This is a genomic window from Acetobacter sp. ESL1128 (assembly GCF_058505085.1).
The window spans coordinates 813,941-837,775 of sequence record NZ_CP196369.1 but is presented as its reverse complement, the minus strand read 5'-3'; the positions used below and the strand labels follow the sequence as shown (position 1 = coordinate 837,775).

General features: G+C 57.8%; 20 protein-coding genes, 1 tRNA gene and 1 other RNA gene. 15 read left to right on the top strand and 7 right to left on the bottom strand.

The features are described from left to right. Window positions 1–197 precede the first annotated feature (197 nt). The 4 genes from ACSYTG_RS03900 to ACSYTG_RS03885 all read right to left on the bottom strand — a co-directional run bounded on the left by ACSYTG_RS03900 (window position 198) and on the right by ACSYTG_RS03885 (window position 6,578). Window positions 198–1,739: an efflux transporter outer membrane subunit gene (locus ACSYTG_RS03900; RefSeq protein ID WP_095350223.1), complete on the bottom strand. Its 1,542-nt coding sequence runs from the start codon at window positions 1,737–1,739 to the stop codon at window positions 198–200. Continuing rightward, entirely contained in the window at window positions 1,736–2,941 is a 1,206-nt protein-coding gene (locus ACSYTG_RS03895) for an efflux RND transporter periplasmic adaptor subunit (RefSeq protein ID WP_086645567.1), read from the bottom strand. The genes ACSYTG_RS03900 and ACSYTG_RS03895 overlap by 4 nt, the downstream gene beginning before the upstream one ends. Continuing rightward, window positions 2,941–6,132 carry an efflux RND transporter permease subunit gene (locus ACSYTG_RS03890; RefSeq protein ID WP_489783054.1) on the bottom strand — a complete coding sequence of 1,064 codons (3,192 nt, stop codon included), beginning with the start codon at window positions 6,130–6,132 and terminating at the stop codon, window positions 2,941–2,943. The genes ACSYTG_RS03895 and ACSYTG_RS03890 overlap by 1 nt, the downstream gene beginning before the upstream one ends. A 356-nt stretch (window positions 6,133–6,488) precedes the next feature. Next, window positions 6,489–6,578: transfer RNA gene (locus tag ACSYTG_RS03885), tRNA-Ser, on the bottom strand. A 509-nt stretch (window positions 6,579–7,087) separates the two neighbouring features. Between ACSYTG_RS03885 and ACSYTG_RS03880 the strand changes: the two genes are divergently transcribed. From ACSYTG_RS03880 to proB, 9 genes are all read left to right on the top strand, one after another. Continuing rightward, window positions 7,088–8,218, top strand: a complete 1,131-nt coding sequence (locus ACSYTG_RS03880; protein ID WP_086645695.1) for a CDP-glycerol glycerophosphotransferase family protein — start codon at window positions 7,088–7,090, stop codon at window positions 8,216–8,218. A 78-nt stretch (window positions 8,219–8,296) separates the two neighbouring features. Continuing rightward, on the top strand, window positions 8,297–9,397 hold the full coding sequence (locus ACSYTG_RS03875) for a glycosyltransferase (RefSeq protein ID WP_489783055.1): 1,101 nt from the start codon (window positions 8,297–8,299) through the stop codon (window positions 9,395–9,397). A 96-nt stretch (window positions 9,398–9,493) separates the two neighbouring features. Continuing rightward, window positions 9,494–10,621, top strand: coding sequence for a CDP-glycerol glycerophosphotransferase family protein (locus tag ACSYTG_RS03870; protein ID WP_489783057.1), 1,128 nt, complete (start codon window positions 9,494–9,496; stop codon window positions 10,619–10,621). 123 nt (window positions 10,622–10,744) lie between these two features. After that, window positions 10,745–12,067, top strand: coding sequence for a lipopolysaccharide biosynthesis protein (locus tag ACSYTG_RS03865; RefSeq protein ID WP_489783059.1), 1,323 nt, complete (start codon window positions 10,745–10,747; stop codon window positions 12,065–12,067). A gap of 48 nt (window positions 12,068–12,115) precedes the next feature. After that, window positions 12,116–13,039 carry a glucosamine inositolphosphorylceramide transferase family protein gene (locus ACSYTG_RS03860; RefSeq protein WP_489783060.1) on the top strand — a complete coding sequence of 308 codons (924 nt, stop codon included), beginning with the start codon at window positions 12,116–12,118 and terminating at the stop codon, window positions 13,037–13,039. Window positions 13,040–13,249: 210 nt separating this feature from the next. Beyond that, entirely contained in the window at window positions 13,250–13,564 is a 315-nt protein-coding gene (gene rplU / locus ACSYTG_RS03855; RefSeq protein ID WP_025826492.1) for a 50S ribosomal protein L21, read from the top strand. Window positions 13,565–13,614: 50 nt separating this feature from the next. Further along, window positions 13,615–13,884 carry a 50S ribosomal protein L27 gene (rpmA, locus tag ACSYTG_RS03850; protein ID WP_048854263.1) on the top strand — a complete coding sequence of 90 codons (270 nt, stop codon included), beginning with the start codon at window positions 13,615–13,617 and terminating at the stop codon, window positions 13,882–13,884. A 105-nt stretch (window positions 13,885–13,989) separates the two neighbouring features. Continuing rightward, entirely contained in the window at window positions 13,990–15,006 is a 1,017-nt protein-coding gene (obgE, locus tag ACSYTG_RS03845; protein WP_086645573.1) for a GTPase ObgE, read from the top strand. Between the two features lie 57 nt (window positions 15,007–15,063). Continuing rightward, window positions 15,064–16,194, top strand: a complete 1,131-nt coding sequence (gene proB, locus ACSYTG_RS03840) for a glutamate 5-kinase (protein WP_489783061.1) — start codon at window positions 15,064–15,066, stop codon at window positions 16,192–16,194. A gap of 49 nt (window positions 16,195–16,243) precedes the next feature. On the opposite strand, the gene ACSYTG_RS03835 is transcribed toward proB, so the two are convergent. Together ACSYTG_RS03835 and ACSYTG_RS03830 are read right to left on the bottom strand one after the other, a co-directional pair. After that, entirely contained in the window at window positions 16,244–16,906 is a 663-nt protein-coding gene (locus ACSYTG_RS03835) for a hypothetical protein (RefSeq protein ID WP_489783062.1), read from the bottom strand. A 42-nt stretch (window positions 16,907–16,948) separates the two neighbouring features. Continuing rightward, window positions 16,949–17,209, bottom strand: a complete 261-nt coding sequence (locus ACSYTG_RS03830; protein ID WP_086645576.1) for a DUF2312 domain-containing protein — start codon at window positions 17,207–17,209, stop codon at window positions 16,949–16,951. Window positions 17,210–17,471: 262 nt separating this feature from the next. Here ACSYTG_RS03830 and zwf point away from each other — a divergent pair, with 262 nt between their 5' ends. Both zwf and ACSYTG_RS03820 read left to right on the top strand, forming a co-directional pair. Beyond that, window positions 17,472–18,944, top strand: a complete 1,473-nt coding sequence (gene zwf / locus ACSYTG_RS03825; RefSeq protein ID WP_489783115.1) for a glucose-6-phosphate dehydrogenase — start codon at window positions 17,472–17,474, stop codon at window positions 18,942–18,944. Next, window positions 18,941–19,393 carry a hypothetical protein gene (locus tag ACSYTG_RS03820; protein ID WP_095349210.1) on the top strand — a complete coding sequence of 151 codons (453 nt, stop codon included), beginning with the start codon at window positions 18,941–18,943 and terminating at the stop codon, window positions 19,391–19,393. Before zwf ends, ACSYTG_RS03820 begins: the two co-directional genes overlap by 4 nt. Before the next feature lie 32 nt (window positions 19,394–19,425). Here the strand turns inward: ACSYTG_RS03820 and ACSYTG_RS03815 are convergent, their stop codons facing one another. Continuing rightward, window positions 19,426–20,499, bottom strand: coding sequence for an alpha/beta hydrolase (locus tag ACSYTG_RS03815; RefSeq protein ID WP_489783063.1), 1,074 nt, complete (start codon window positions 20,497–20,499; stop codon window positions 19,426–19,428). Window positions 20,500–20,595: 96 nt separating this feature from the next. Between ACSYTG_RS03815 and rnpB the strand changes: the two genes are divergently transcribed. From rnpB to ftsL, 4 genes are all read left to right on the top strand, one after another. Next, window positions 20,596–21,008: RNase P RNA component class A (gene rnpB / locus ACSYTG_RS03810), an RNA gene on the top strand. 322 nt (window positions 21,009–21,330) lie between these two features. Then, window positions 21,331–21,810, top strand: coding sequence for a division/cell wall cluster transcriptional repressor MraZ (gene mraZ, locus ACSYTG_RS03805; RefSeq protein ID WP_086645696.1), 480 nt, complete (start codon window positions 21,331–21,333; stop codon window positions 21,808–21,810). Between the two features lie 3 nt (window positions 21,811–21,813). Continuing rightward, entirely contained in the window at window positions 21,814–22,833 is a 1,020-nt protein-coding gene (rsmH, locus tag ACSYTG_RS03800; RefSeq protein ID WP_095349212.1) for a 16S rRNA (cytosine(1402)-N(4))-methyltransferase RsmH, read from the top strand. Beyond that, window positions 22,830–23,816 carry a cell division protein FtsL gene (gene ftsL / locus ACSYTG_RS03795; RefSeq protein ID WP_489783064.1) on the top strand — a complete coding sequence of 329 codons (987 nt, stop codon included), beginning with the start codon at window positions 22,830–22,832 and terminating at the stop codon, window positions 23,814–23,816. Before rsmH ends, ftsL begins: the two co-directional genes overlap by 4 nt. The last annotated feature ends 19 nt before the right edge of the window (window positions 23,817–23,835 follow it).

Below are 23,835 nucleotides of genomic sequence, written 5' to 3'. Positions count from 1 at the left end.
GCCCCCTGCCCTTCGATGCTCTGGCAACAAAAGACAGCGGCAGAATAAGCATGAGAGCAAGGATCACCCACCTATACTCTCATGCCTGCGCGTGTCCCCATCATGCGCTTTTATGACCAGACGCCACATAAACAGCCGCATGGTCTTGTTTTCAAAAACTTATGAAAAATTCCTACAAGTTCCAGAAAGAAAAGTCCTTAGTATTTATTAAGCTGCTGAAGCGTATCCGATGGTGTTTGCAGGCCTGAATACTGCATGACACCAAATGTCATCGTGGCATCTGGCGTAGGGAGGTCTTTCTGCCGCCAGCCCCCACCCAAAGCGCGGATCAGCCCGACTGTGCTTTGCAAGGCGCGGGCCTGAACCTGCACCCGGTCAATCCGTGCATCCAGCGTGTTGACCTGAGCAATCAACGCATCAAGGTAATTGTCAGCACCACCTTTATACAAAGTCATTGTCAGGGTCTGGGCTTTTTCCGCCGTCCCTACCGCCTGCCCCAAACGTTCGGTTTCTGCCCGCAGTCGGTTGGTCATGGAAAACCCGTTCTCTACATCTGCAAAGGCGGAGAGCACGGTCATGCGGTAATGATCCAGCGTTTCACGGTAGACGGACCAGGAATGCTGCAACTGGGCACGGCGCAACCCGCCCTCAAACAGAGGCATGGAAACAGACGCCCCATAAGACCACATGCTATTGGCCAGATTGGCCAGGTTGAAGCCATTGGAATCAAACCCGCCATTGGCGCTAAAAAACACATGTGGATAAAACGCCGCACGGGCAATACCAATAGCCCGGTTTGCCTGTGCCATACGTCTTTCCGACGCAGCAATATCGGGCCTGCGTTCCAGCAGGTCAGACGGCAGACCCGCAGGAACATTAGGTTCTGCATTGCTCAGATCATCCACCGGCTGGATATGAAAAGTGGATGGCTGCTCATTGACCAGCACGGCAATACCGTGTTCCAGCACGTCCCGCTGGGCCTGCACGTCCAGCAGGCGGGCCTGTGTCATGTACAGCTGGTTCTGCGCGCGGGCGACATCAATACCGGTGGCATTCTGGTTATCCAGCCGTGTCTGGGTAACGTGTAACGCCTGCTGATAATAGGCAATGGACTGGGTATAAATGGCGTGCTGGGCATCCAGCCCCCGCAGGGCAAAATAATCCGTTGCCAGTTCCGCCTGCAAGCTGAGCCGTGCGGCGGCATAGTCTGCCGCCTGTTCCTGCGCATAGTATTTCTGCACCCTGACCCGGTTACGAATACCAGACCAGATATCCGGCTCCCAGCTTGCAAGGCCGGAATAGAACTCATCCGTTGCAGTAATCGGGCCTTTGTAGCGGAACAGCCTGTCTGCCGAGCTTTTGTTGTCGCTTGAGCCAAACGCCATGCCAAAATGCGGCAAAAGGTCGGAGCGCGCTTCCATAACAATAGCGCGGGATTGCGAAAAACGCTCCGCAGCAGCCTGAAGGTCAGCATTGTTGGCCAGTGCTTCCTGCTCAAGCCCGTTAAGCACGGTATCATCAAACAGGGTCCACCAGTCTGGTTTCAGCGCCACGGTGCTGGGGGCCGCATCCTTAAAAGGCCCCTGCCCGTGCCAGGAGGCCGGCACAACATAATGTGGCGGCGCATAACGGGGAGCCAGATCACACGCGCTCAGCGCACTCAGGGAGAGCAGCAGGCCCGCCCGCGCCGCCAGAGTGCGCACAGGCAGGGGACGAAAATATGCAGATATATGTTTCATTCGTCATCATCCCCCTTTGTTTCCGCCGTTGCGTTGGGTGTGCTGAGGTAGCCCTGCTCCGGCTCCACGGGCCTGACCTTGCCCCCCTCCATCAGATCGGCGGGCGGGTTGTTGATAATCCGGTCATCGGGGGCAAGACCTGCACTGACCTCCGTATAGGCATCCGACATGCGCCCCACGGTTATGTTCTGGTAATGCGTAATCTGCTGCGCATTGACCGTGGCAACCTGCATACCGTGTTCCTGAAACACCAGTGCGCCAGTGGGAATGGTATAAACCCCCTTGCGGGCCGGAGCGGTCAGGGTGACGGAAGCAAAACTGCCCGGCCATAGTTTTTGTTCCGCATTGTCGATGGAAAACTCCGTAATGACCGTACGGGTGTTGGGGTCAAAACCTTTAGCAATTGTCAGGAACTTTGCTTCGAACACGGCATTGGGGAACTGTGGAACGGACACCTTTGCCACCAGTCCGGGCTGGAGGATGGAGGAAAATGTTTCCGGCACGGATACAAACAGGCGCATGGCATGGGTGTCCGCCACGGTAAACAACTCGCTGGCTGTGCCGTTTGCATTCATGCTGCCGCTCCCGGCCCCCACATAATCCCCCACGTTGATGTTACGCGCGATAACCACGCCATCAAACGGTGCTTCAATGCTCTTGAAGTGGATCATGGCCTGATACTGGGCCACCTTGTGTTCAGCGGCTTCCAGCTCTGCCTTGGCGGACTGTTCATTGGCGTTCTGCACGGAAACAGACTGGCCAGATACAGCCTGCGACTGGCCCATGGACCGCCAGCGGGTGGCGGTTATGGCAGCAAGGCCGTATTTGGTCTGCGCGACCTTCAGGTCCGCCTGCGCCTGTGCGTATTCCGCATCCAGCCGGGGCGTATTGATTTCGGCCAGCAGATCACCCTTTTTAACGACTGCGCCGTAATCGCGGTACCACATTTTTACATAGCCAGAGACCTGCGCATACATGGGCGCTTCGTACCATGCGCTGATTGTACCCGGTAAGGACATGGTCACTGTTGGTGGTGCGGGTGTGGGCTTGACCAGCGCAACATCGGGCACCCGGTCATAGGCGGCATCCTGCTGGATGCGCACGGTATTATGGGCGCGCTGGACCAGCAGATACGCAATATCCGCCATCATGACAGCCGCGAAGAAAATAATGACAATTCTGCCTTTGCTAGCAACAAACATCAGACAGTCTCCTGCTGGTTAGCGGCATCCGTGCTGGATGGCCGGGCCGGACGATGGTGGAAAATTGCATAAACACAGGGGACAAAAAGCAGGGTGGAAACCGTAGCCACCACCAGCCCGCCAATAACCGCCTTACCGAGTGGCGCATTCTGGGAATTACTGATGGCCATTGGCACCATGCCGATGATCATGGCCGAAGCTGTCATAATAACCGGGCGGATACGGCCAATACCGGCTTCAATTGCTGCGGTCGCGGCACTGCGGTGCATGGCAAAGCGCTCTTTGGCAAAGGACACGACCAGAATGGAATTAGCCGTGGCTGTTCCCATGCACATGATCGCACCTGTTAGCGCAGGCACGGAAAGGCGCGTATGGGTCAGGAACAGGCTCCACGCAATACCCGCCAGAGCCCCCGGCAATGCCGAGATGATAATGAAAGGATCAATCCAAGACTGGAAGTTGATCACAATCAGCATGTAAATCAGCAGGACCGATACAACGAGACCGGCAATAAGCTCCACATAAGCGCTATGCATGGTGGTGGCCTGCCCGCGGATGTCCACCGCCACACCGCGTGGCAGATCGCTTTGTGTTGCAGCGATTTCCTGCTTGACCTGACTTAGAACGGAGCCGAGGTCGGTAAACTCGGTGGAAACGTAAATATCTATATCAGGCATAGAGTTATAATGAGACACCTGCCCCGGCGTGCCGATGGGCGTGATGGTGCTGATGCTACCCAGCAGCTGCATATCCTTGCCTTCGGGGTCGTTGTCCCCCTTATCCACCGGAATGGTCAGCAGGTTGTTGTAATGTGTGAGCTGGTCCTGGGAGACATAGACATTGAGCGGGAAGGTAATGCCGGTTTTGGGATCAAGCCAGTATTGTGGGTCGACTGTCTGACTGCCCGAGAGAGTCATGAGTTCGTTACTGGCAATATCCCCTTCGGTCATGCCCGTGGCCTGACCAAATGTGCGGTTCCCCTGCACAAACAGCGTTGGCGTGGCCATGGTCTGCTGGATTGTCGTATCCACCGCGCCGGGTATGTGCCGCAGGCGGTTCACCAGCAGGCGGGCATAGCGGTAGTTATCCCGGATATTCGGGCCTGATACCTGAATATCAACCGGGGCGGGGGAGCCAAAGTTAAGGATTTTTTCCGTCAGGTCCGCAGGCTGGAATGTAAAGACCGTGCCGGGAAAACTGGCCGAAAGCTCACGCCGCAGCAGAGCGCGCTCATCCCATACGGGAGAAAGCTCGTTCTTGAGCGTGATGCTCAGATCGCAATCCTGCGTGCCAATTGTGGGTGTTGGAATAAACGCCTGATTATGCGGACCTTCCGGCAGACCGCAGTTGTTGATAACCCCTTCCACCTGACCGGGCAGAAGCTGCTCGATACGGTCATCCACCAGACTGGCTATGCGCCCTGTGGTTTCAATCCGGGTACCAAGGGGCACGCGCATGTGCATCTGCAATGCACCGGATTTAACCTCGGGGAAGAAGTCCTGCCCCACCACCGCAAACAGGGCGAGGGAGAGAACAGACACACCCAAAAACACAGCCACAAACCTGTGACGCCGGGTTACCACACGTTCCAGCACCCGCCCGTAACGGAGCTTGAAGGCATGGAAAGCATGTTCAAACCTGTTCTGGAACCGGCCAAAAACACCTTTGGGCAGAGCTTCATGCTCATCCCCGTGCAAACCGGGATGCACCTGCCCTGCCAGCAGATATTTGGCCATGGTCGGCACCAGTGTGCGCGACAGAATGAACGATGCCAGCATGGCAAAAACAATGGCTTCGGCCATGGGCATGAACAGCCACCCTGCAACACCACTCAGGCGGAACAGCGGGGTCCACACAATGCAGATGCACAAGGTGGCAACCAGCGTGGGAATAACGATCTGGTTGGCAGCATCGATAATCGCTGTTTCCAGATCCTTGCCCATTTCCAGATGGGTATCGATATTCTCGATCATGACGGTCGCATCGTCCACCAGAATACCCACCGCCAGAGCAAGGCCACCCAGTGTCATCACGTTAATGGTCTGGCCAGCCCATAGCAGGCAGATAATGGCGGCCAGAATGCACAGGGGAATGGACGTGGCGATAATAATGGTGGAGCGCCACGAGCCAAGGAACAGCAGCACAACCAGACCAGTCAGCACTGCGGCTGTCAGCATTTCGCGCACGACGTCACGGATGGCGTCCTTCACAAAAACCGATGCATCACTCAGGACCGAAATATGCACATCCGGCGGCACAAGCTGCTGGATACGCGGCAACAGCTCCTTGGTTCTGGAAACGACATCCAGCGTTGAGGCATCACCACTTTTCATGACAATGACCTCAACACCCTGTTTGCCTTTTACCAGCACAAGGTTGGTCTGCGGGTGGCCGCCACGGTAAACGTTGGCAACGTCATGCACATAAATGACCGAATTGCCCACGCGCTTGACGGGAATATCCCCCAGTTCCTGCATGGAGCGCGGGGTGGCGTTGGTCTGAACCATCCAGTCCGTGCGGTCTATTTTCTGATCCCCGGCGGGTAGAACAATGTTCTGCTTGCGCAGGGCGTTCTGCACGTCCATGGCGGAAAGATGGTGCGCCTGAAGCTGCGTCTGGTTGAGCGCAACCATAATAAAGCTGTCCATCCCCCCGTAAGCCTGCGGCAGAACCGAGCCCGGCACGGTAACAAGAATGGGGCGGATGCGCGTCATTGCGATCTTGAACAGGTCTGAGGGGGTCTGCTTGTCCGATGTGACCTGCAAGGCCAGAACCGGCACTGAGGATGCATCCAGCCGCATGACCATGGGGGCGGGAATATTGTCTGGCAGCTGTTTGATAACAGTCTGGGAAATAGCCGTAACTTCGGCTTCCGCCTCACCAATATCCGTTCCGGGCTGGAAGTAGATATTGACGATACTGCGACCGTAATACGAACTGCTCTCCATGTGTTCTATGCCCTCCACGGTGGAGGTCACGGCCAGTTCGTAATTATAGGTTATGCGTCCGGCAAACTCCTCTGGCAGCATGCCGCCATATGTCCACACAACAGACACAACAGGCAGCTTGATGTTGGGAAACACGTCGGTTGGCGCACGCAGTACGGACATGACGCCAAATGCGAGAATGAGCAGAGAAAGGACCACAAAAGTATAGGGCCGTTTCAATGCGGTTATGACGAGAGCATTCATGCGTTCCCAGTTCTCGATGGATTGTGGTTGGGATTGGCCTGAAGCTAGGAATTTTTTATTCAAAAATCTGTTAGAAAAAATTTTATTGATATAAAAACAAAATTAATATGTACGCATCACCTTAAGCGGGAATAAAAATTATTTCCGGAATACGCATGATATATTCATACGTTTTCCTGTTTTATAAACATGGAAAACCACAACATATCGGGCAGAGCGCAGCCCCTATATGGGGGTGATGGCACAGGCATCCAGTACACTGCACCAATAGCGGCTCATGTCCGAACGGGTGCCAACTCAACAGCCAAAAGGAACAGGCTGTTTGATACCCAGTATATTTTTATAAGAATAAGGAATGGCGGAGAGGGAGGGATTCGAACCCTCGGTACGATTGCTCGCACAACGGTTTTCGAGACCGCCCCATTCGACCGCTCTGGCACCTCTCCGTGGGGGTGCGTTATAGGTGTGCTGGCACAAATACGCAAGTGCTATCCGCAGGAACATGTACTGGCTTCCTGCACCATATCCCCAAGGCTTGTGGCCGAACCAACCGCGAGCGCATCCCTGCCGCCATTGGCCATATTATGGCTGCTCTGGCATACCCTGCGCGCAGGCTGGTCAAGATATGTGTCAAACATCCATATTAAGTGAGGGTTTATGTGTATGTTCAGACCCTTACCGCATGTGTTTGCGTCTTGACGCTGTGCGCTATCTGGTGCAAGTCAGCGTGCACTATACATGTCCTTACCAAACGCTGAATAGAATTGAGGTGTATTTGTGGTAGCCGGGTTATGGTGCCCGCTTCCCAAGAGGAAAGAGCCGTAGCTTGACCTATGTGCCTGTGCAGCCATTTTTTTTCGATATGACAGACCAGCAGAAACACCTTCAGAGTCTGGGGCGCGGTCCTCATGGCGTGTCGGCACTACAGACACCGCCACAAAGCGCCCTTAAAACGCTGAAAGTGGTTTTCCTGCTGATTGCCCAGCCGCACCAGACGCTCCACTCTCTCCCCATCGCCTTTGAAATGGCAGCCCGCCACCCCAATGCGGAAGTGCATGTGGCCTGCCCAACCCAGAACCATCTGGATTACGCCCGCTCGCTCGGCCGGCTCTACCCGGCGGCAAAGGTCATCTACGACCTGCTCCCCATTCCCGCATGGCTTGGCAGGCTGGTCGAGCGTAATGGCCACGGCCCGCTCGAGCGGCTGGCTTCCCTGTTTTTCAGCCGCCATTACTTCAATCAGTTTCAGGCCATTGTGGTGCCGGAGCGGACATCGCTCTACCTCAAGCGCATGGGCGTGACCAAACCCCTTTACATCTGGACCCGCCACGGTGCAGGCGACCGGGCCATCGGATTTGCTGATGACATCAAGCAGTTCGACTTTGTGCTTCTTTCGGGCAAAAAAGTGGAACAGAGGCTGCTTGAACGGGGCCTTATAACCCCCGGCGAATACCACATGGGCACCTATGCCAAGTTCGACATTGTGGAGCGTCTGCACAAGCAGCAGGCCAGGCTGTTTGATAACGACAAACCCGTTGTGTTGTACAACCCGCATTTTTCACGCGGGCTGACATCATGGTACCAGTTTGGCGAGACAATCCTGAACTACTTTGCCAATCAGGATCATTATAACCTGATCTGCGCACCGCATTACCGCCTGTTCAACGGCCACAAAAAACAGGCCGAAGCACTGGTCAAGCGCTTTGCCAAATACCCCAATATCCTGATCGATACCGGCAGCACCCGCAGCATAGACATGACCTACACCATGGCGGCGGACCTTTATCTGGGGGATGTCAGCAGTCAGGTTGCCGAGTTCCTGATCCGGCCCAGACCATGCATTTTCCTCAATGCGCATCACGCGCACTGGCAGAACAACAAGGACTACCGGTTCTGGACACTGGGGCAGGTCATCGACACCCCCGATGAACTGGGCCACGCACTTTCCGTTGCCTTTACCCGTCAGGATGAGTTTGAAGGCAGGCAGCGCGCTTATGTTGCTGAAACCTTTGAACATCAGGACAAAAGCCCGACATCCCCCGGAGCGGCGGATGCCATTATGCGCTTTTTGCAAAAAAAGGTCTAAGTCCCTCCCTGCTCCTGCAAGCATGCCCAGCGTGCTTGTCCCTCGCCTATTGGTCTGATCCGTGCAAAAATCGCGCCGATGAAAATCGCATATATTATAAACTCCGTGGAAAGCGGTGGCGCGGCGCTACCCGTTCCGGCCATTACAAAGGTCATGCGGGACGCCGGGCACCATGTTGAGGTTTTTGCCCTGACCCGACGCAACGGTCTGGCGATTGAACCGCTGGAAAATGCCGGGCTTACACTCCATATCCGCCCCGGCACACGCAAGGACCACCTCCCTGCCCTGCGCTGGCTGCACAAGCAAATGCGCGCCTATAAACCCGATGTGATCTGGACATCGCTCAGCCGGGCCACATTGCTGGGGCAGATGGTTGGACAATGGCAGCATATTCCCGTTGTAAGCTGGCAGCATTCCGCCCGCCTCAAACCCCTGAACGCGGCCCTGTTACGCCGCTTTAAAAACAGAAGCGCCCTGTGGGTGGCCGATTCCTCCTGTGTGGCAGAACAGACACGCCGCACGCTGGGTGTTACACCCGACAGGCTTGTGGAATGGCCCATCTTCAGGGCGGACCCCGATGTTCCTACCGCATCCCCCTGGCAACCGGGCACGCCTGTACGCATTGGCACACTAGGCAGACTGCATCCGGTCAAGGGGTATGACACGCTGTGCGCGGCCATTGCCCTGCTGCAAAACTGCCCTGACCTCCCCCCTTTTGAAGTCCTGATCGGTGGTGAAGGGGAAGAACGCCCCCACCTTGAGGCGCTGATTGCCAAAGGCCAGCTCCCCATACAGATCCTTGGCCATATTAAAGACCCATCGGTTTTTCTGTCCCGGCTGCACCTTTATGTCCAACCCTCCCTGTGGGAAGGTTTCTGTCTGGCCGCGCATGAGGCCATGCTGGCATCCCTGCCGGTTGTTGCTTCCAACGCGGGGGAAATCCCGTCTTCCATTACCCCGCAAACCGGCCGCATTGTGCCACCGCAGGATAGTGCGGCCCTTGCCAGTGCGCTGGAAGACCTGCTCAAACAGCCCCAGCATCTGGCGGATATGGGCCAACATGCCCGCGCTACAGTACTGGCCCGTTTTGGCGCGCAGCATTTTGACCGGATCGGCCGGGACATTCTGGCCCGCGTTGAGCAGATTGTGGCCCATAACATAAAAACCACAACGGCCTGATCCTGCCCTGAAGATTGCATTCTTATGCCATAAAACCCTGTCTATTTTAGAACCTGAAATTTCAGCACTCTGTAAATCTGACCAGAAAGACTAGTCGTGAAAATTGCCTTTATCTACATTGCCGAGCCATACCAATGCTACCACACGGCAACCGTGGCGAGCGCGCTGGCGGCAATACCGGGTAATCAGGTAACTGAGTATTACAGCTTCCCCGACACACCATTACATCTGCAACGCATCAGGCGTTCGCTCGATTTACCAGACCTGCCCCTTAAGCCCTTTCCCAAATCATGGAGGGCAAAGGCACTCAAGCGCGCCAGACGCCTTGATCAGGAACGTACCCTTGTTCTGAAAGAAAATGTTGACGAGCTGAATACGTATGATGCGGTCATTGCAACAGAGTATTCAGCCGGCATTTTAAAGCAGATGGGGCTGAATAAACCAAAGCTCATTCTACTCATGCATGGGGCCGCAGGGCGTTACGTAAAAGACCAGAACCTGATAGACCAGTTTGACCTGACCTTACTGTCCGGCCCCAAGGAAGAAATTTTTTTCAAAAGCCATGGGCTGCTGCAAAACCATGCCAGCAAAATTATCGGCTATCCGAAGTTCGATGTTTTTGCCGCCATGCGCCACGAAAAGCCGATTCATTTTGCCAACGGCCATCCCTTTGCCCTTTACAACCCCCATTGCCAGCGATCCCTGACATCTGCCTCCAGATGGATGATGCCGCTTATCAAGGGATTTCGGGCACAACTGGACAAACCCGAGGGGTATAATCTGGTGGTGGCCCCCCATATCAAAATGTTTCACAAGGGTTTCGGGTTTAAGGCGCGCGCCTTAAAACGGCAGGAAGGGCCGGGTATTCTGGTTGATACCGGCTCACCTGCAATGCTGGACATGACATACACGTCCCAGGCTGCCCTTTATATTGGGGATGTCAGCAGCCAGATTTACGAATTCCTTGCCATTCCCCGCCCCTGCGTTTTTTTAAACCCCAACAAAATCGCATGGAAGAATGACCCGCACTTTGTGTACTGGACCTTGGGCGACGTCGTAGAAAACCTGCACGACCTCATGCCCACCATAGCCAATGCTGCAAAGCGCCACGCCCTGTACCGCCCTGCGCAGGAAAAGTTTTTCCAGGACGCCTTCTGCGCCCCCCTGCTTGGTGCTTCGCAACGTGGGGCCGAAGCCATCATGCATTATCTGGCCCCGACCTGAGCACACTCTGCCTGTGGGAGCATTAAAGGCTGGCGGAATAATGGCTTTTATTGTCCATACGGAGCATGGCCGGGATCATTCCCAGACATCGGGGGTTCAGGTCATGGACAAATCCGCAAGTTTGTGTTCGACACCCTCATGGCCAGCGATAAATCACTCTTTAACAGCATATTCCGCAATGTAGGTTTTTTGACCGCAGGACGCATTGGCAATGCGCTTTGCAGCTTTATCTACATTTCCCTTGCCGTGCGCACTCTGGGGTTGGCGGACTTTGGCCTGCTCATTCTCATTCATTCCCTAGCTTCCGCCGCCTCCATGGTTTCACGCATGCAATCATGGCAGACGCTCATCCACTTTGGGAGCGAGGCATTCGCCCGCAAGGACACCCCCCTTATCAAGCAGGTTATCGGGTTTTCCATACGCCTGGACACGCTATCCGCTGCAATTGCCCTAAGCTTAGGCATTGTGCTGGTTCTGATTTATGGCACCCTCGCCAGTTGGCCCCAGCATATTATAACGCTAGCCCTGCTTTATGCTTTTTGCAGTCCGTTTATGTACACCGGGTGGTCCAATGGCATATTGCGCCTGTCTGGCAAATTTCACGTTGCCCCGATCATAGATTTTCTGTGCTCAACATTTCAGACATCCGCAACATTTGTTGGCTACAAGCTCCACTATACTCTGGGTTACTTCCTGCTGATCTGGGGGCTTACGCGGGTTATTGATTATGCTGGCTCCGTGTGCTTCGCACTTTCCTCCATTAAAATGAATATTTTTAAAATCTACGCACATGCCTTCCACAACCGCAAATGGAAGCTGCCGGGAATGTGGGATTTCACACGCAATGTGACCCTGAACCAGACACTCGGCTCTGTCTCGGGGCAGATTGCAACGCTTATTATTGGTGGCCATCTTGGCCCGGCGGATGCGGCTATTTTCCGGGTATCGCGGCAGATTGCCGATGGCATAGCCACGCCGGCACAACTGCTGACCCCGGTGCTTTACCCGGAGCTGATTAAAATGCGGGATCAGAACAACTGGCGCGGCTTAAAAAAGCTGACCTTCATCATGTTTTCAGCTCTATTGCTGCTGTCTTCCGCGCTTATTGTTCTTTCATTTTTTTCCGGCGGGAAAATATTTTCCTTTATGTTTCATGAAACAATTGAAAACTCATCCCTTTATATTTCCATGATGCTGGTTGCCACTGCCTGCAACCTGCTTCTTGTACCGCTAGACCCGTTATTGACCGTTATGAACCGCGTGCGCTTTTTAACCCTTAACCGCACCGTTATTACGGTACTGTATTTTCCGGTTTTATACATTTTTACCAGCCAGATGGGACTTTACGGTGCCTGCATTGCCACCGTACTGTCCAGCGCCGGGGTTCTGCTCTCCCGCTTTGTGGGGATATGGCTTTTCAAGAATGATTTGAGACACAGGGTGTAACCCCGCCTCCCCTCAGTCCGGCTGCACAAAACAGGGATTTTCTTGACCATGGGATTGCGCAAAGACATCTGGCGTGTGGGCATTGTAAACAGCCCGCTCCAGCATATTCTGGCACAGGGCACGCTTGAAGGGCTGCCCGTTGTCTGGACCCCTCCCATGCGCCGGTTCTGCTTTCGTGCAGACCCGTTTGGCCTGTGGCGCGATGACAGGCTTTACGTGTTTGTCGAGGACTATGACTACCGCGTACGCGTAGGCTCCATAGATGTCCTGATCTACGATAAATCCCTGCATCTGCTGGAGCAGCGCAAGGTGTTGCAGACTCCGTGGCACCTCTCCTACCCATATGTTTTTGAAGCCGATGGCCATACATGGATGCTGCCCGAGGCTTTTCGCTCGGGCAAACTAACCCTTTACCGTTGTAAGCACTTCCCCGATCAGTGGGAGGAAGCCACGGTAATTGATCTGGGTGATGACATTGCCATAGACGCCACACCCTTTTTTCATGATGGTCTGTGGTGGCTGTTTTATATGCCCGCCACCAGCCGCGGCGCAGCCATAGGGGCGTTGCATCTGGCATATGCCCCCAGCCTGCTTGGCCCGTGGCAGCGCCACCACGCAAACCCTGTCCGGCTGGACAATGCAAGCACCCGCCCCGGCGGCACACCCTGCGTGCACAACGGCAAGCTGGTGCTCCCGGTGCAGGACTGCACGCATACATATGGTGGGGCAATCCGCCCCCTGACCTTTGACACCCTGACCCCCGACCGGGTTGTAACCCACGCCGGGGCCGCCATCGGCCAGAGCGACAGTTTTGCTCCTTACACAGAAGGCATGCATACGCTGGCCGGCGTTGGCCCCGTTACACTGATTGATGCAAAATATACGGACCTCTCCGCCTACGGTATTGGTTTGCAGGCATGGCGTGAGGTCAGGCGGCTTGGTGCCAGACTTTTCCACCCCAAAGGGGCGTAACAGGGCCATACCCCCGGTTCACCGCCAAAATTACGCCAAAGCGCAAGTTATTGATTGACGTGGCGGCGAGTCTGCCAGTAAAAGCCCCGCTAATCCACGCAGATGGAAGCATGCCGTGCAAAGTCGCGGCCAAAGAATAAAAAGCGAGCTGATTTTTCGCCTGTGCCCAAGGTGCCGCGAGGGTCAAGAGATCGGAAAGAGAGACAGTTTATGTTCGCAGTTATCCGCACTGGCGGCAAACAGTACCGGGTTGAGCCCAACATGGTGCTGAAGGTTGAAAAGCTGGAAGTCGAAGCCGGCTCCACCATCACCTTTGATGACGTTCTGGCCGTTGGTGGCGAGAGCGGCACGACCATTGGCGCTCCCACAGTTGCTGGCGCAAAGGTAACGGCTACCGTTATCGCTCAGGACCGCCTCAAGAAGGTCATCATCTTCAAGAAGCGCCGTCGGCAGAACAGCCGCCGCAAAAACGGCCACCGTCAGCCGGTTACCGTTCTGCGCATTCAGGAAATTAACGCCGCCTGATTTCCCTTTGGGGAAACAACAGGCCGGTTAGACCACGGAGGACTTAGGTCATGGCACAAAAAAAAGCTGGCGGTTCATCCCGTAACGGGCGCGATAGCGCCGGACGCCGCCTTGGTGTAAAAAAGTTTGGTGGCGAGCAGGTTCTTGCTGGCAACATCATCATTCGCCAGCGTGGCACAAAGGTAAAGGCTGGCGTGAACGTCGGCGTTGGCCGCGACCACACGCTGTTTGCTCTGGTTCCCGGCAATGTGCGTTTTGAACGCCGTGCAGAAGGCCGCGTCCACGTTTCTGTTGATGCGCTGCCCCTCGCAGCCGAATAAGCAGGCTGGGTTTTTCCAGCCTACGTTTTAGCGTAGCTGGAACGCAAAACAGGGCCGGGCCGGAAGGTTCGGCCCTTTTTCGTGTTCCGGGCCGGAAGGTATGTCATGAAGTTTCTAGATCAGGCTAAAATCTACGTTCGCTCAGGCGACGGTGGAGATGGTGTGACAGCCTTCCGTCGGGAAAAATACATCGAATTCGGTGGCCCCGATGGCGGCAATGGCGGCCGTGGTGGGGACATCATATTCGAAGCCGTGCCCAACCTGAACACGCTGATTGATTTTCGGTACACCCAGCATTTCCGTGCCCGCAAGGGTGGCAATGGTGCTGGCTCGGACCGCACGGGTGCGGCCTCCCCCGCCGTTGTCATCAAGGTGCCTATTGGCACCCAGATCATGGATGATGACCGCGAAACCCTGCTGGCCGATCTGGACGAAGCCGGCAAGCGCGTGACCCTGTGCCGTGGGGGGGATGGCGGGTTTGGCAATGCCAACTACAAAAGCAGCACCAACCGCGCTCCCCGCCGCTCGGACAAGGGCTGGCCGGGCGAAGAGCGCTGGGTATGGCTGCGCCTTAAACTGATTGCGGATGTCGGGCTTGTAGGCCTGCCCAATGCTGGCAAATCCACCTTCCTGTCCGTTGTCTCCGCAGCGCGCCCAAAAATTGCCGACTACCCCTTTACCACCCTGCACCCCCAGCTGGGCGTTGTGCGCCTGTCCATGACCGAAGAATTTGTGGTGGCGGACATTCCGGGGCTGATCGAAGGGGCCCATGAAGGCACGGGGCTGGGCGACCGTTTTCTGGGCCATGTGGAACGCTGCGCCGTGCTGTTGCACCTGATTGATGGTGCCGCAGGCAACGTGGTGGACACATGGCGCACCATCCGCCACGAACTGGCGGCCTATGGGGGCGGTCTGGCAGAAAAGCCGGAAATTATTGCCCTGAACAAGACAGACGCCATGACCCCGCGTGAGGCATCTGCCCGCCGGGCGGCACTGCAAAAAGCCAGTGGTGCTCCTGTGCTGCTGATCTCCGCGGCAACACGGCAGGGTGTGCCGGAACTGTTGCGCCTGTTGCAGGATAAAGTAACGGCCTCCCGCAAGGACGCGCAGGACCAGTCCTGACCCACCAACCCGCAATGCCATAGCTGGAGGGGGCCTTGTCCCCCAACGGATGAGCCCATGACCACAGACAGCCCCCGCCCTTCACTCCTGCATGCAAAACGGCTGGTTATCAAAATCGGCAGTGCTCTGGTTGTGGACCCACAAAAAGCCGCTCCACGGCAGGAGTGGCTGGCTAGCGTTGCCGCAGATATAGCGGTTTTGCGCAAACAGGGCGTGGCGGTGAGTGTTGTGTCCTCCGGGGCCATAGCACTGGCACGGCATACGCTGGGGCTTGCAGGTGGGCCACTGCGGCTGGCAGAAAAACAGGCCGCAGCAGCCGTAGGCCAGATCAGCCTTGCCCAGGCATGGAGCCACGCCCTTTCCGCCCACGGGCTGACAGCCGCCCAACTGCTGCTAACCCCCGAAGATACAGAAGACCGCAAGCGCTACCTGAACGCCCGCGCCACCTTGAATACCCTGCTGGAACTGGGGTGTGTGCCGGTGATTAACGAGAACGACACCATTGCCACAGCCGAGATCCGCTTTGGGGATAACGACCGGCTGGCCGCCCGCGTAGCGCAGATGACCGATGCGGACCAGCTTGTGCTGCTCTCCGATATTGATGGGCTATACACAGCCGACCCACGCACCAACCCCAACGCGCAGCACCTGCCGGTTATTGAGGCCCTGACACCCGAAATCGAGGCCATGGGGGGGGAACCGCCACCGGGCTACTCCTCGGGCGGCATGCGCACCAAGCTGCTGGCGGCCAACATTGCCACACGCTCGGGCTGCGCCATGGCCATTGCCATTGGCAAAACCATGCACCCGCTTCAGGCTCTTATGGATGGCGCGCGCTGCTCATGGTTCCTGCCCCAGAGCAACGGGCATACGGGCCGCAAGCAGTGGATTGCCGGCAGCCTGAACCCCACGGGGGAAATTAAAGTGGATGCGGGGGCTGCCGAAGCCCTGCGCAAAGGTGGGTCCCTGCTCCCTGCGGGCGTTCTGCACGTACAGGGCAGCTTTACGCAGGGTGATCTGGTGGAGGTGGTGGATGCCAGCGGGCGCATACTGGCCCACGGCCTTGCCGCCTATGATGCGGACGATGCACGCCGCATAGCCGGGCACCATTCAAGCGAGACCGCCAGTATTCTGGGCTGGCAGGGGCGTGATGAGATCATCCACCGTGATGACCTTGTGATGGTCTGACACAGCAGCCCCAAAGCCACCACGGGGCTAACCCCCGCAACACCCGATGTTAAGGTTTGTTGCGGGAGGGAAAATGCAGCACGGGCTCGGCCCGGCCCATATAATCATCGTACCGCCCACTCGTTGTGCCAGAACGGGGTTGCCCCCCTTCACGCGAGAAATCGGGGCGGTAGGCTTCCTGGTTGGCATCCGGCGCTTTTTGCCGGCGCTGTGCCTCGGCACTTTTTGCCGGCTGTTCGTCTTCCTCCTCATGCCAGGGCATGCGCCTGACCGGAGCAGACTTGTAGGGGTCGGATTCCATGGAAGGCGCCGGAGGAGCTTCCTGCCGGGCCTCGTAGGCGTCGGACACCCTTGGTGCGCGCAGTTCCGCAAAAACGGGCACACCCCGTGGGGTGGCTGGTTTTTCCACCGCGGGGGGGCGCACTTCCTCCACCACGGGCCGGCTCTCGCTCTCTGCGCGGCGGGTAAAGGGGAGTGGGGGTTCCGCCCCATGCCCCGCATACCCTTCCGGCACCCTGTTGCCCTGCATGGCGCGCGCGCGCAGTTCTGCCTGAAGTTCCTCCAACTGGAGGGAGAGTTCAGCCAGCCTGCCTTTGACGCCAAAAACGGCAAAAGGCATCATCATGAACGCAAGCCCGAACACAATGCCCACCGCCAGAACCAGCAACTGGCCCCATAGCGGTACCCATTCGGGAAAAGACAATGTCATCATCAAAAGCCGCCCCGACCCTGTGTTGCGCCTGCGTGGATGATCTTACATGCCCAGCGCACGGCGGTAGATGTCCAGCAGGGTTTCCTGCTCTTCCACTTCCGAAGGTTCCTGTTTGCGCTGGCGGATAATCTGGCGAATGACCTTGACATCAAACCCGGCGGATTTGGCCTCGGTAAAAATGTCCTTTATGTCGCCTGCCAGCGCCTTGCGCTCTTCTTCGAGCCGTTCAACCCGTTCGATAATGCTTCTCAGACGGTCTGCGGCAATGCCGCCTACTGCTGCGTCTTCTTGTTCGCCATCCATGTTCGGCTCCCTTTAGTTGCGCATCGTATCTCAGGCGCAGGAATACGGAAGACCAAAAACCCGTATCCTGCTGCTTGCCAAAGGCGCGGGCTTATCGTGCTGTGTGCACGGGGTCAATGATCACACACCATTCTAACCCTTGCAAACACGTCCTGAGCCTTCCATAAGCGGAGCAGCCTTTGTGCGCTGTGGCGTAACAGCGCCTGCAAACGCCTTTATTGACGGCGGCCCTGCCCACCACCCTTGCGGGAATGTTTTTTCCATGGCTCTGGTCAATCACACGGGACCTTTTGACTTTGTTATTTTTGGCGCAACGGGCGACCTGTCGCGCCGCAAGCTGCTCCCTGCCTTTTTGCGCCGCTTCCATGCGCAGGAGTTCAGTGACGATGCGCAGATCATCTGCATTGCCCGCACGGAACTGAACACGGAGCAGTTCCGTGAGCAGACCGAGGCCGCCCTGCGCGAGTTCGCCCCCGAAACCGCACAGGACGAACAGACCCTGCGCCATTTTCTGGGCCTGCTGACCTATATTACGCTCGATGCGCTCAAACCCGGTGGGGACTGGCATACGCTTGATACCCTGCTAAGCGCTAACGACCGCCCCCGTGTTTTTTATCTGGCCACCGCACCAGCACTCTACTCCCCGCTCTGCGAGGCACTGGCCCGGCATAACCTGATTAACCAGCACTCCCGCGTGGTGCTGGAAAAACCCATTGGCGTTAATCTGGAAACCGCACGCGCCATCAATCAGGGGGTGGGGCAGTTCTTCCCCGAAGCATCCATTTACCGGATTGACCATTATCTGGGTAAGGAAGGGGTGCAGAACATTCTGGCCCTGCGCTTTGCCAACCCCGCGCTGGAAAAACTGTGGTCGTCCGAGGCCATAGCCCATGTGCAGATTACTGCGGCAGAAACCGTAGGGGTGGGCAGCCGTGGTTCCTATTACGATGAATCGGGCGCTCTGCGTGACATGGTGCAAAACCACCTGTTGCAGGTCCTGTGCATGGTGGCCATGGATGCCCCAGCCTCCCTCGGCTCCGATGATCTGCGCAACGAAAAGCTGAAAGTGCTCAACGCCCTGCGCCCCATGACACCGGACATGGTGCGCCGCAACGTTATTCGCGGGCAGTACGTGGCAGGCGAGATCAAACGTCAGGACGTACCCGGCTATAACGAGGATCTGGGCACCGGACGTGCCAGCAATACGGAAACCTTTGTTGCCATCCGCACCAAAATCCGTACCGCGCGCTGGGGGCATACTCCCTTCTACCTGCGGACCGGCAAGCGGCTGGCCACCAAAACCACCGAAATTGTCATCCAGTTCCGCCCGCAGGTGTGGCCGATCTTTACCAACATGCCCTCTCCGGGGCGGCTGGTTATCCGCATTGCCCCGCATGAGGAACTCTCGTTTGTCATGGCGGTGCGTGACCCCGGTGCAGGTGGGTTCCGCGTGCGCAATGCCACGCTGGGCATGTCTTACGAAAACGCATTTTCGGTCACGTATCAGGATTCGTACGAGCGCCTTCTGCTCGATGCCGTACGCGGGGACCCCGCCCTGTTCATCCGCCGGGACGAGGTTGAAGCCTCCTGGCAGTGGATTGAACCCATTCTCAACTCATGGCGGCACGCCATGACCCCGCTGGAACCCTACCCGGCGGGAAGCTGGGGTCCTGCCTCCACCCGCTCCTTGCTGGCCCGCGATGGCGCCCTGTGGCACGAAGATATGCTGACATGACAGACACCAACACACCTACCCCCAAACCCAAACGTGGCCCCTTTGCCCAGCGGACGCTGCGCCAGCATGTCCTGCGCAGGCTGGCACTGGTGCTGCCGCTTACGCTGCTCATGATCGTTCTGGCCAAAAGCGGCATACTGGAACGCCTGGTGGACCGGTACACGTTTTCGGCCCAGAGCTGGTACGATGATACGGCTCTGGTCCAGCATCTGCGGCTCAAGGTCACCCAGAACGGCATGACGCATGACAGGCCAGACTGCCTGCTGTTTGTTGTCAACGGCAACGACCAGCCCACCGCGTCACGCATTGACGTGATGGAAAAAAGCACCGGCACATGCCCAGCCCCCAAGGGTGAACTGCCCAAGCTGTTCACACTCAAGGTGGACCGCATGAACCGGATTGTCCTCTCCGACCAAGGCTCCCCCGGCCAGTTCCACCCTATTCCCTGAGCAGAGCGTAGCCTGCGCCCCAGCACCGGGCCTTACGCGCTGGCTGCAAAAGCCTTGCGTAAGGCGCGCCCCCCAAGGCGGAGTGCTGCCTTGCCGTGGGGCATAAGCGCGTAAAAATTAAGGAACGCATGCAGGGTTCCGGGGTAGCAGCGGTACAGCACCGGCACCCCGGCCCGTTTGAGGGCTGAGGCATAGGCCTGCCCTTCATCCCGCATGGGGTCACATGCTGCCGTAACAATAACGGCCGGGGCCAGCCCGCCCAGATCAGCCGTGTGGCCGGGCACAAAGTGCGGGTGTGTCCAGTCCTCCTCCCGCTGGATGTATTGGGCGGCATACCACTCCATGGAGCGGCGGGAGAGAAAATACCCTTCCTCGTATGTAGACTGCGACGGCAGGTTATTACGCCCGTAAAGTGATGGGTAATACAGCAGTTGCAGGGCCGGGTTGGGGCACAGGCCTGCCCGGCCATTCTGCGCCAGTACGGCGGCAATGTTCCCCCCTGCGCTATCCCCCGCAACTGCCACCTGTCCGCCCCAGTGCCGGGCGGAGGCCCCCGCCAGCCAGACCAGTGCCGCACGGGAATCCTCCACCGCTGCGGGAAAAGGGTTTTCGGGCGCCAGTGCGTAATCGGGCAGCAGCACCGCCGCACCCGATGCCCGCGCAAGGCGGCAGCATATGCCGTGGTGGGAGTTAAGGCCGCAATGCACAAACCCACCCCCATGCAGGTACAGCACCGCCCCACGCACCCGCCCATGCGGAATATAAAGCCGTGCTGCCAATGGCCCCGTTGCCCCCGGCACCTGCACACGCACCACCCTGCGCAGCGGCAGGGCAGACAGACGCTGGGGGAAAGAGGGCGTATCCATTGCCTTGCGCAGTATTTTTAGAAAATGCTGCTGCTCTGGCAGTGCCGCCGCAGGCTGTGCCTGTACCCCGCCCTGACCCTGCGCACTGTTGCCCTGCGCAGTATTGCCCTGCCCTGCCCCTTTTTTGGGTAAGCGTTTTTTACGGCGCTCCTGCCAGCGGATCAGCCCAAGCAGCACGCGAGAGGGCAGGTTGGGCCGAAGCGGAGTTGAAACGGAGGTGGGGACCATAAAATCAGACATATGTGCATGATGTGCGCTCTTGCCCGTTCCTGCCAAGAGCGCTTTTCCAACACAAAGCCCTTGACCTGCGCCAGCCGCCAACGCAGGGTGCGCGGGCCAGACGGTCGGACGGTCGCTGTTATGCGTTTTTGCGCATGATGGAGGAAAGTCCGGGCTCCACGGGAAGAACGGTGCCGGTTAACGACCGGCGAGGGTGACCTTAGGGAAAGTGCCACAGAAAACAGACCGCCTTCCGGGTTCCATGCCATGGGAAACCATGGGACGGGCTGAAGGTAAGGGTGAAACGGTGCGGTAAGAGCGCACCGCTCCGCTGGTAACAGGGGAGGCACGGCAAACCCCACCGGGAGCAAGACCGAATAGGAACGGCAGAAACCTTAGGGTTTCGGGGGTTCTCCCGCCCCGTCGTTCGGGTTGGTCGCGTGAGGCATGTTGCAAGACATGTCCCAGAGGAATGATCGTCCAGGCCCTTTTGGGCTAGACAGAACCCGGCTTACAGACCGTCTGGCATTTTTTACCCCCCCCCCTTTTCCCGCGCATGAAGCTGGGCACGCATGGGCTTTTGCATGCCCTTTTTACTACAAAAGAACATAACATGAACAAATAATGTCTTTCCCAGGTTCGATTCTACGCGATCAATACATTCATGCGACTCTCCAACAAAGTATGAATACTTTATAAACGGCGGTTTTCTGCTGTTTTTTCTTCGCTTTTAATTTGCGTCCCATGCTATCCCATGCTATCCCACGGCAGACCATAAAAGTGGTTGCGGTCCCATGTTCCCCGCCCCTCCCAGGAACAGAAACCATTGGCTCAAAAGGACTTCTGAACTTCGTGAGTGTGTTCCTCGGCACGCATGAAAATCGATTCGACGCAAAAGGACGCGTCTCGATTCCTGCTGGGTTCCGCTCCGTTCTCAAGTCACAGCAAAAGGAAGGCGATGCGCTGGTGATTCTCCGCCCCTCCCATACGCTGCCCTGCATTGAGGCATGGCCAGCCGTGGCCTTTGCCCGCCTGACCGAGCCACTGGACCGGCTGGACATGTTCTCTGACGAGCATGACGACCTTGCCGCCGCCATTTACGCCGATGCCTACCCCATGGACCCTGACCGTGAAGGCCGCCTGATGCTGCCCGACTTCCTGCGCGAACATGCCGGGTTGCAGGATGTCTCTACCGCCGCATTCATGGGGGTTGGCCGCATCTTTCAGATCTGGGAACCCGAGGCTGCGCGCCTGCGCCGGGCCGAAGCACGCCAGAAGTCCCGCCGTGTCACCATTCCCGCGGCATCGCAGACCAGCCAGAGGGAAGACTAGGCCATGAACGCGCTCCCACTTCCCTCCGCCATCAAGCCCCCCAGCAGCGGGCATGTACCCGTCATGCTTGATGAGGTTCTGCATTATCTGGCTCCCACCCGTGGTGAGGCCATTCTGGACTGCACCTTTGGCGGAGGCAGCTATAGCTGCGCCATTTTGAACACGGCGGAATGCAACGTGTGGGCCATAGACCGCGACCCGGACGCCATAGCCCGTGGGCAGGTGCTGTGCGCCGAAATGGAAAAAGTGGAAGGCCGCTCACGCCTGCATATGCTGGCAGGCAGTTTTGGCCACATGGCCGAACTGGCGGAGCAGGCCCATGCCCCCCGTTTTGATGGCATTGTTATGGACCTTGGCGTGTCCTCCTTCCAGATTGATGAGGCCGAGCGTGGCTTCTCCTTCCGGTTTGACGGACCGCTGGACATGCGCATGGCCAAACAGGGCCGCAGTGCAGCCGACATCATCAACACCGCCCCCGAGGCGGAACTGGCCGATATTTTCCATTTTTATGGGGAAGAACGCCACGCCCGCCGCGTAGCCCGCGCCGTTGTGGCCGCGCGGGCGGAAACCCCGCTCCACACCACGTTGCAACTGGCCGAGGTCATCCGGAGCGTGGTGCCGCAGGACCGCTCGGGCATTGACTCCGCAACCCGCAGCTTTCAGGGCCTGCGGATTGCCGTGAATGATGAACTGGGCGAAATCGAACGTGGTCTGGAACAGGCCCTGACCCTGTTAAATGACGGCGGACGGCTTGTTGTTGTCTCCTTCCACTCGCTGGAAGATCGTCTGGTCAAGCGCGCCATGCAGCGCGCTCTGGGCAAGGATGTCAGCTTTTCCCGCCATGACCCGCGTGCATCACTCGCCCCGGCGGCCCCGGCTGCTTTTGTGGGCCTGACCAGCAAGGCCATTCGCCCAAGCGATGCCGAATGCCGGGCCAACCCCCGTGCCCGCAGCGCACGCCTGCGCGCCATGATGAAACGTCCTTCTCCATCCGCTTCTTTGACTAAAGGATTGAGTGCATGATCCCCCGCCCATTTACATGCTGCTGCGCTGTTCTGGCGATTGCATCGGGGTTCTTCCTTTATACAAAGAAGCACCAGACAACCCTGCTGGACCAGCAGATTTCCGCCATTGTCAGCGAAACCGAACACGTGCGCGGGCAGACCGCCATGCTCCGCACGGAATGGGCGCTGGAAAACCAGCCGGAGCGACTGGCGGCTCTTGTTGTCAAACACGCGGCTTACCTCCAGTCTATGGACCCGGCCCAGTTTGTGCGGATGGCAGACCTTGTGCAGCACCTGCCCAATGTGGTCCACGAACCCGTGGCCGTGGCGCAGGCCAGCACACCCGCACAGGTGGCACAGGTGGCACAGGCCAGCAAAACCGCAGCCCAGCCCGCAGCCCCCGTGGCGGTTGCCAGCAGCACCACGGCGCATCTGCCCCCGCCGCAGCCCGAGCGTGAACACACTCTGGCTGTAGCCGATGCAGCCCCCACGCCCCCGCGTCCGCTGCCTGTGCGCGCTGTGCGCCCACACCCGGTAACTGTTGCCATGGAAAGCCCGGCACAGGCACCGCATGTTCTGGTTGCACCCGCAGCACTGCCGCCGCCAGTTACGCAGCATGATGCCCCCATTGCCCGCGTAGCGGTGGCACCCCGCCACCAGCCCGTGCAGGTGGCTGATGCCCCCCGCCCCAGCCTGCACCAGAACCTTGCAACAGCCAGCGCGGATGATGCGGATACCTCAGCCTCCCGGCGTGCAACGCTGGCTGCTGCCAGCCGGGCGGAGGCCATGGCCCCACGCCGCCTTGCCCAGAACAGTGATGACATAACGCCTGTGCGCCACCCCCTGCCTGTGGCCGCAGCAAGCTGGCACCCTGTTCGCGCACATAGAACACCCGTAGCTGAGGGTTATATGGAAGCCCGCGCAACTTCCGGTTATACGAACGGGTCCCTGCTGAGTCGCGGTAGCGACGCCCTGCCCGCCCCTGTTCCCGTAACCAACTGATTGTTTTGGCTGAAAGTCC

Excerpts from the sequence above, each read along its gene's own strand:
- ACSYTG_RS03900 (WP_095350223.1), bottom strand. The coding sequence starts at position 1,739 with ATGAAACATATATCTGCATATTTTCGTCCCCTGCCTGTGCGCACTCTG.
- ACSYTG_RS03890 (WP_489783054.1), bottom strand. The coding sequence starts at position 6,132 with ATGAATGCTCTCGTCATAACCGCATTGAAACGGCCCTATACTTTTGTG.
- ACSYTG_RS03875 (WP_489783055.1), top strand. The coding sequence starts at position 8,297 with ATGAAAATCGCATATATTATAAACTCCGTGGAAAGCGGTGGCGCGGCG.
- proB (WP_489783061.1), top strand. The coding sequence starts at position 15,064 with ATGACCACAGACAGCCCCCGCCCTTCACTCCTGCATGCAAAACGGCTG.
- ACSYTG_RS03830 (WP_086645576.1), bottom strand. The coding sequence starts at position 17,209 with ATGGATGGCGAACAAGAAGACGCAGCAGTAGGCGGCATTGCCGCAGAC.
- rplU (WP_025826492.1), top strand. The coding sequence starts at position 13,250 with ATGTTCGCAGTTATCCGCACTGGCGGCAAACAGTACCGGGTTGAGCCC.
- ACSYTG_RS03835 (WP_489783062.1), bottom strand. The coding sequence starts at position 16,906 with ATGATGACATTGTCTTTTCCCGAATGGGTACCGCTATGGGGCCAGTTG.
- obgE (WP_086645573.1), top strand. The coding sequence starts at position 13,990 with ATGAAGTTTCTAGATCAGGCTAAAATCTACGTTCGCTCAGGCGACGGT.
- ftsL (WP_489783064.1), top strand. The coding sequence starts at position 22,830 with ATGATCCCCCGCCCATTTACATGCTGCTGCGCTGTTCTGGCGATTGCA.
- ACSYTG_RS03895 (WP_086645567.1), bottom strand. The coding sequence starts at position 2,941 with ATGTTTGTTGCTAGCAAAGGCAGAATTGTCATTATTTTCTTCGCGGCT.
- zwf (WP_489783115.1), top strand. The coding sequence starts at position 17,472 with ATGGCTCTGGTCAATCACACGGGACCTTTTGACTTTGTTATTTTTGGC.
- rsmH (WP_095349212.1), top strand. The coding sequence starts at position 21,814 with ATGAACGCGCTCCCACTTCCCTCCGCCATCAAGCCCCCCAGCAGCGGG.
- ACSYTG_RS03860 (WP_489783060.1), top strand. The coding sequence starts at position 12,116 with ATGGGATTGCGCAAAGACATCTGGCGTGTGGGCATTGTAAACAGCCCG.
- ACSYTG_RS03815 (WP_489783063.1), bottom strand. The coding sequence starts at position 20,499 with ATGTCTGATTTTATGGTCCCCACCTCCGTTTCAACTCCGCTTCGGCCC.
- ACSYTG_RS03820 (WP_095349210.1), top strand. The coding sequence starts at position 18,941 with ATGACAGACACCAACACACCTACCCCCAAACCCAAACGTGGCCCCTTT.
- rpmA (WP_048854263.1), top strand. The coding sequence starts at position 13,615 with ATGGCACAAAAAAAAGCTGGCGGTTCATCCCGTAACGGGCGCGATAGC.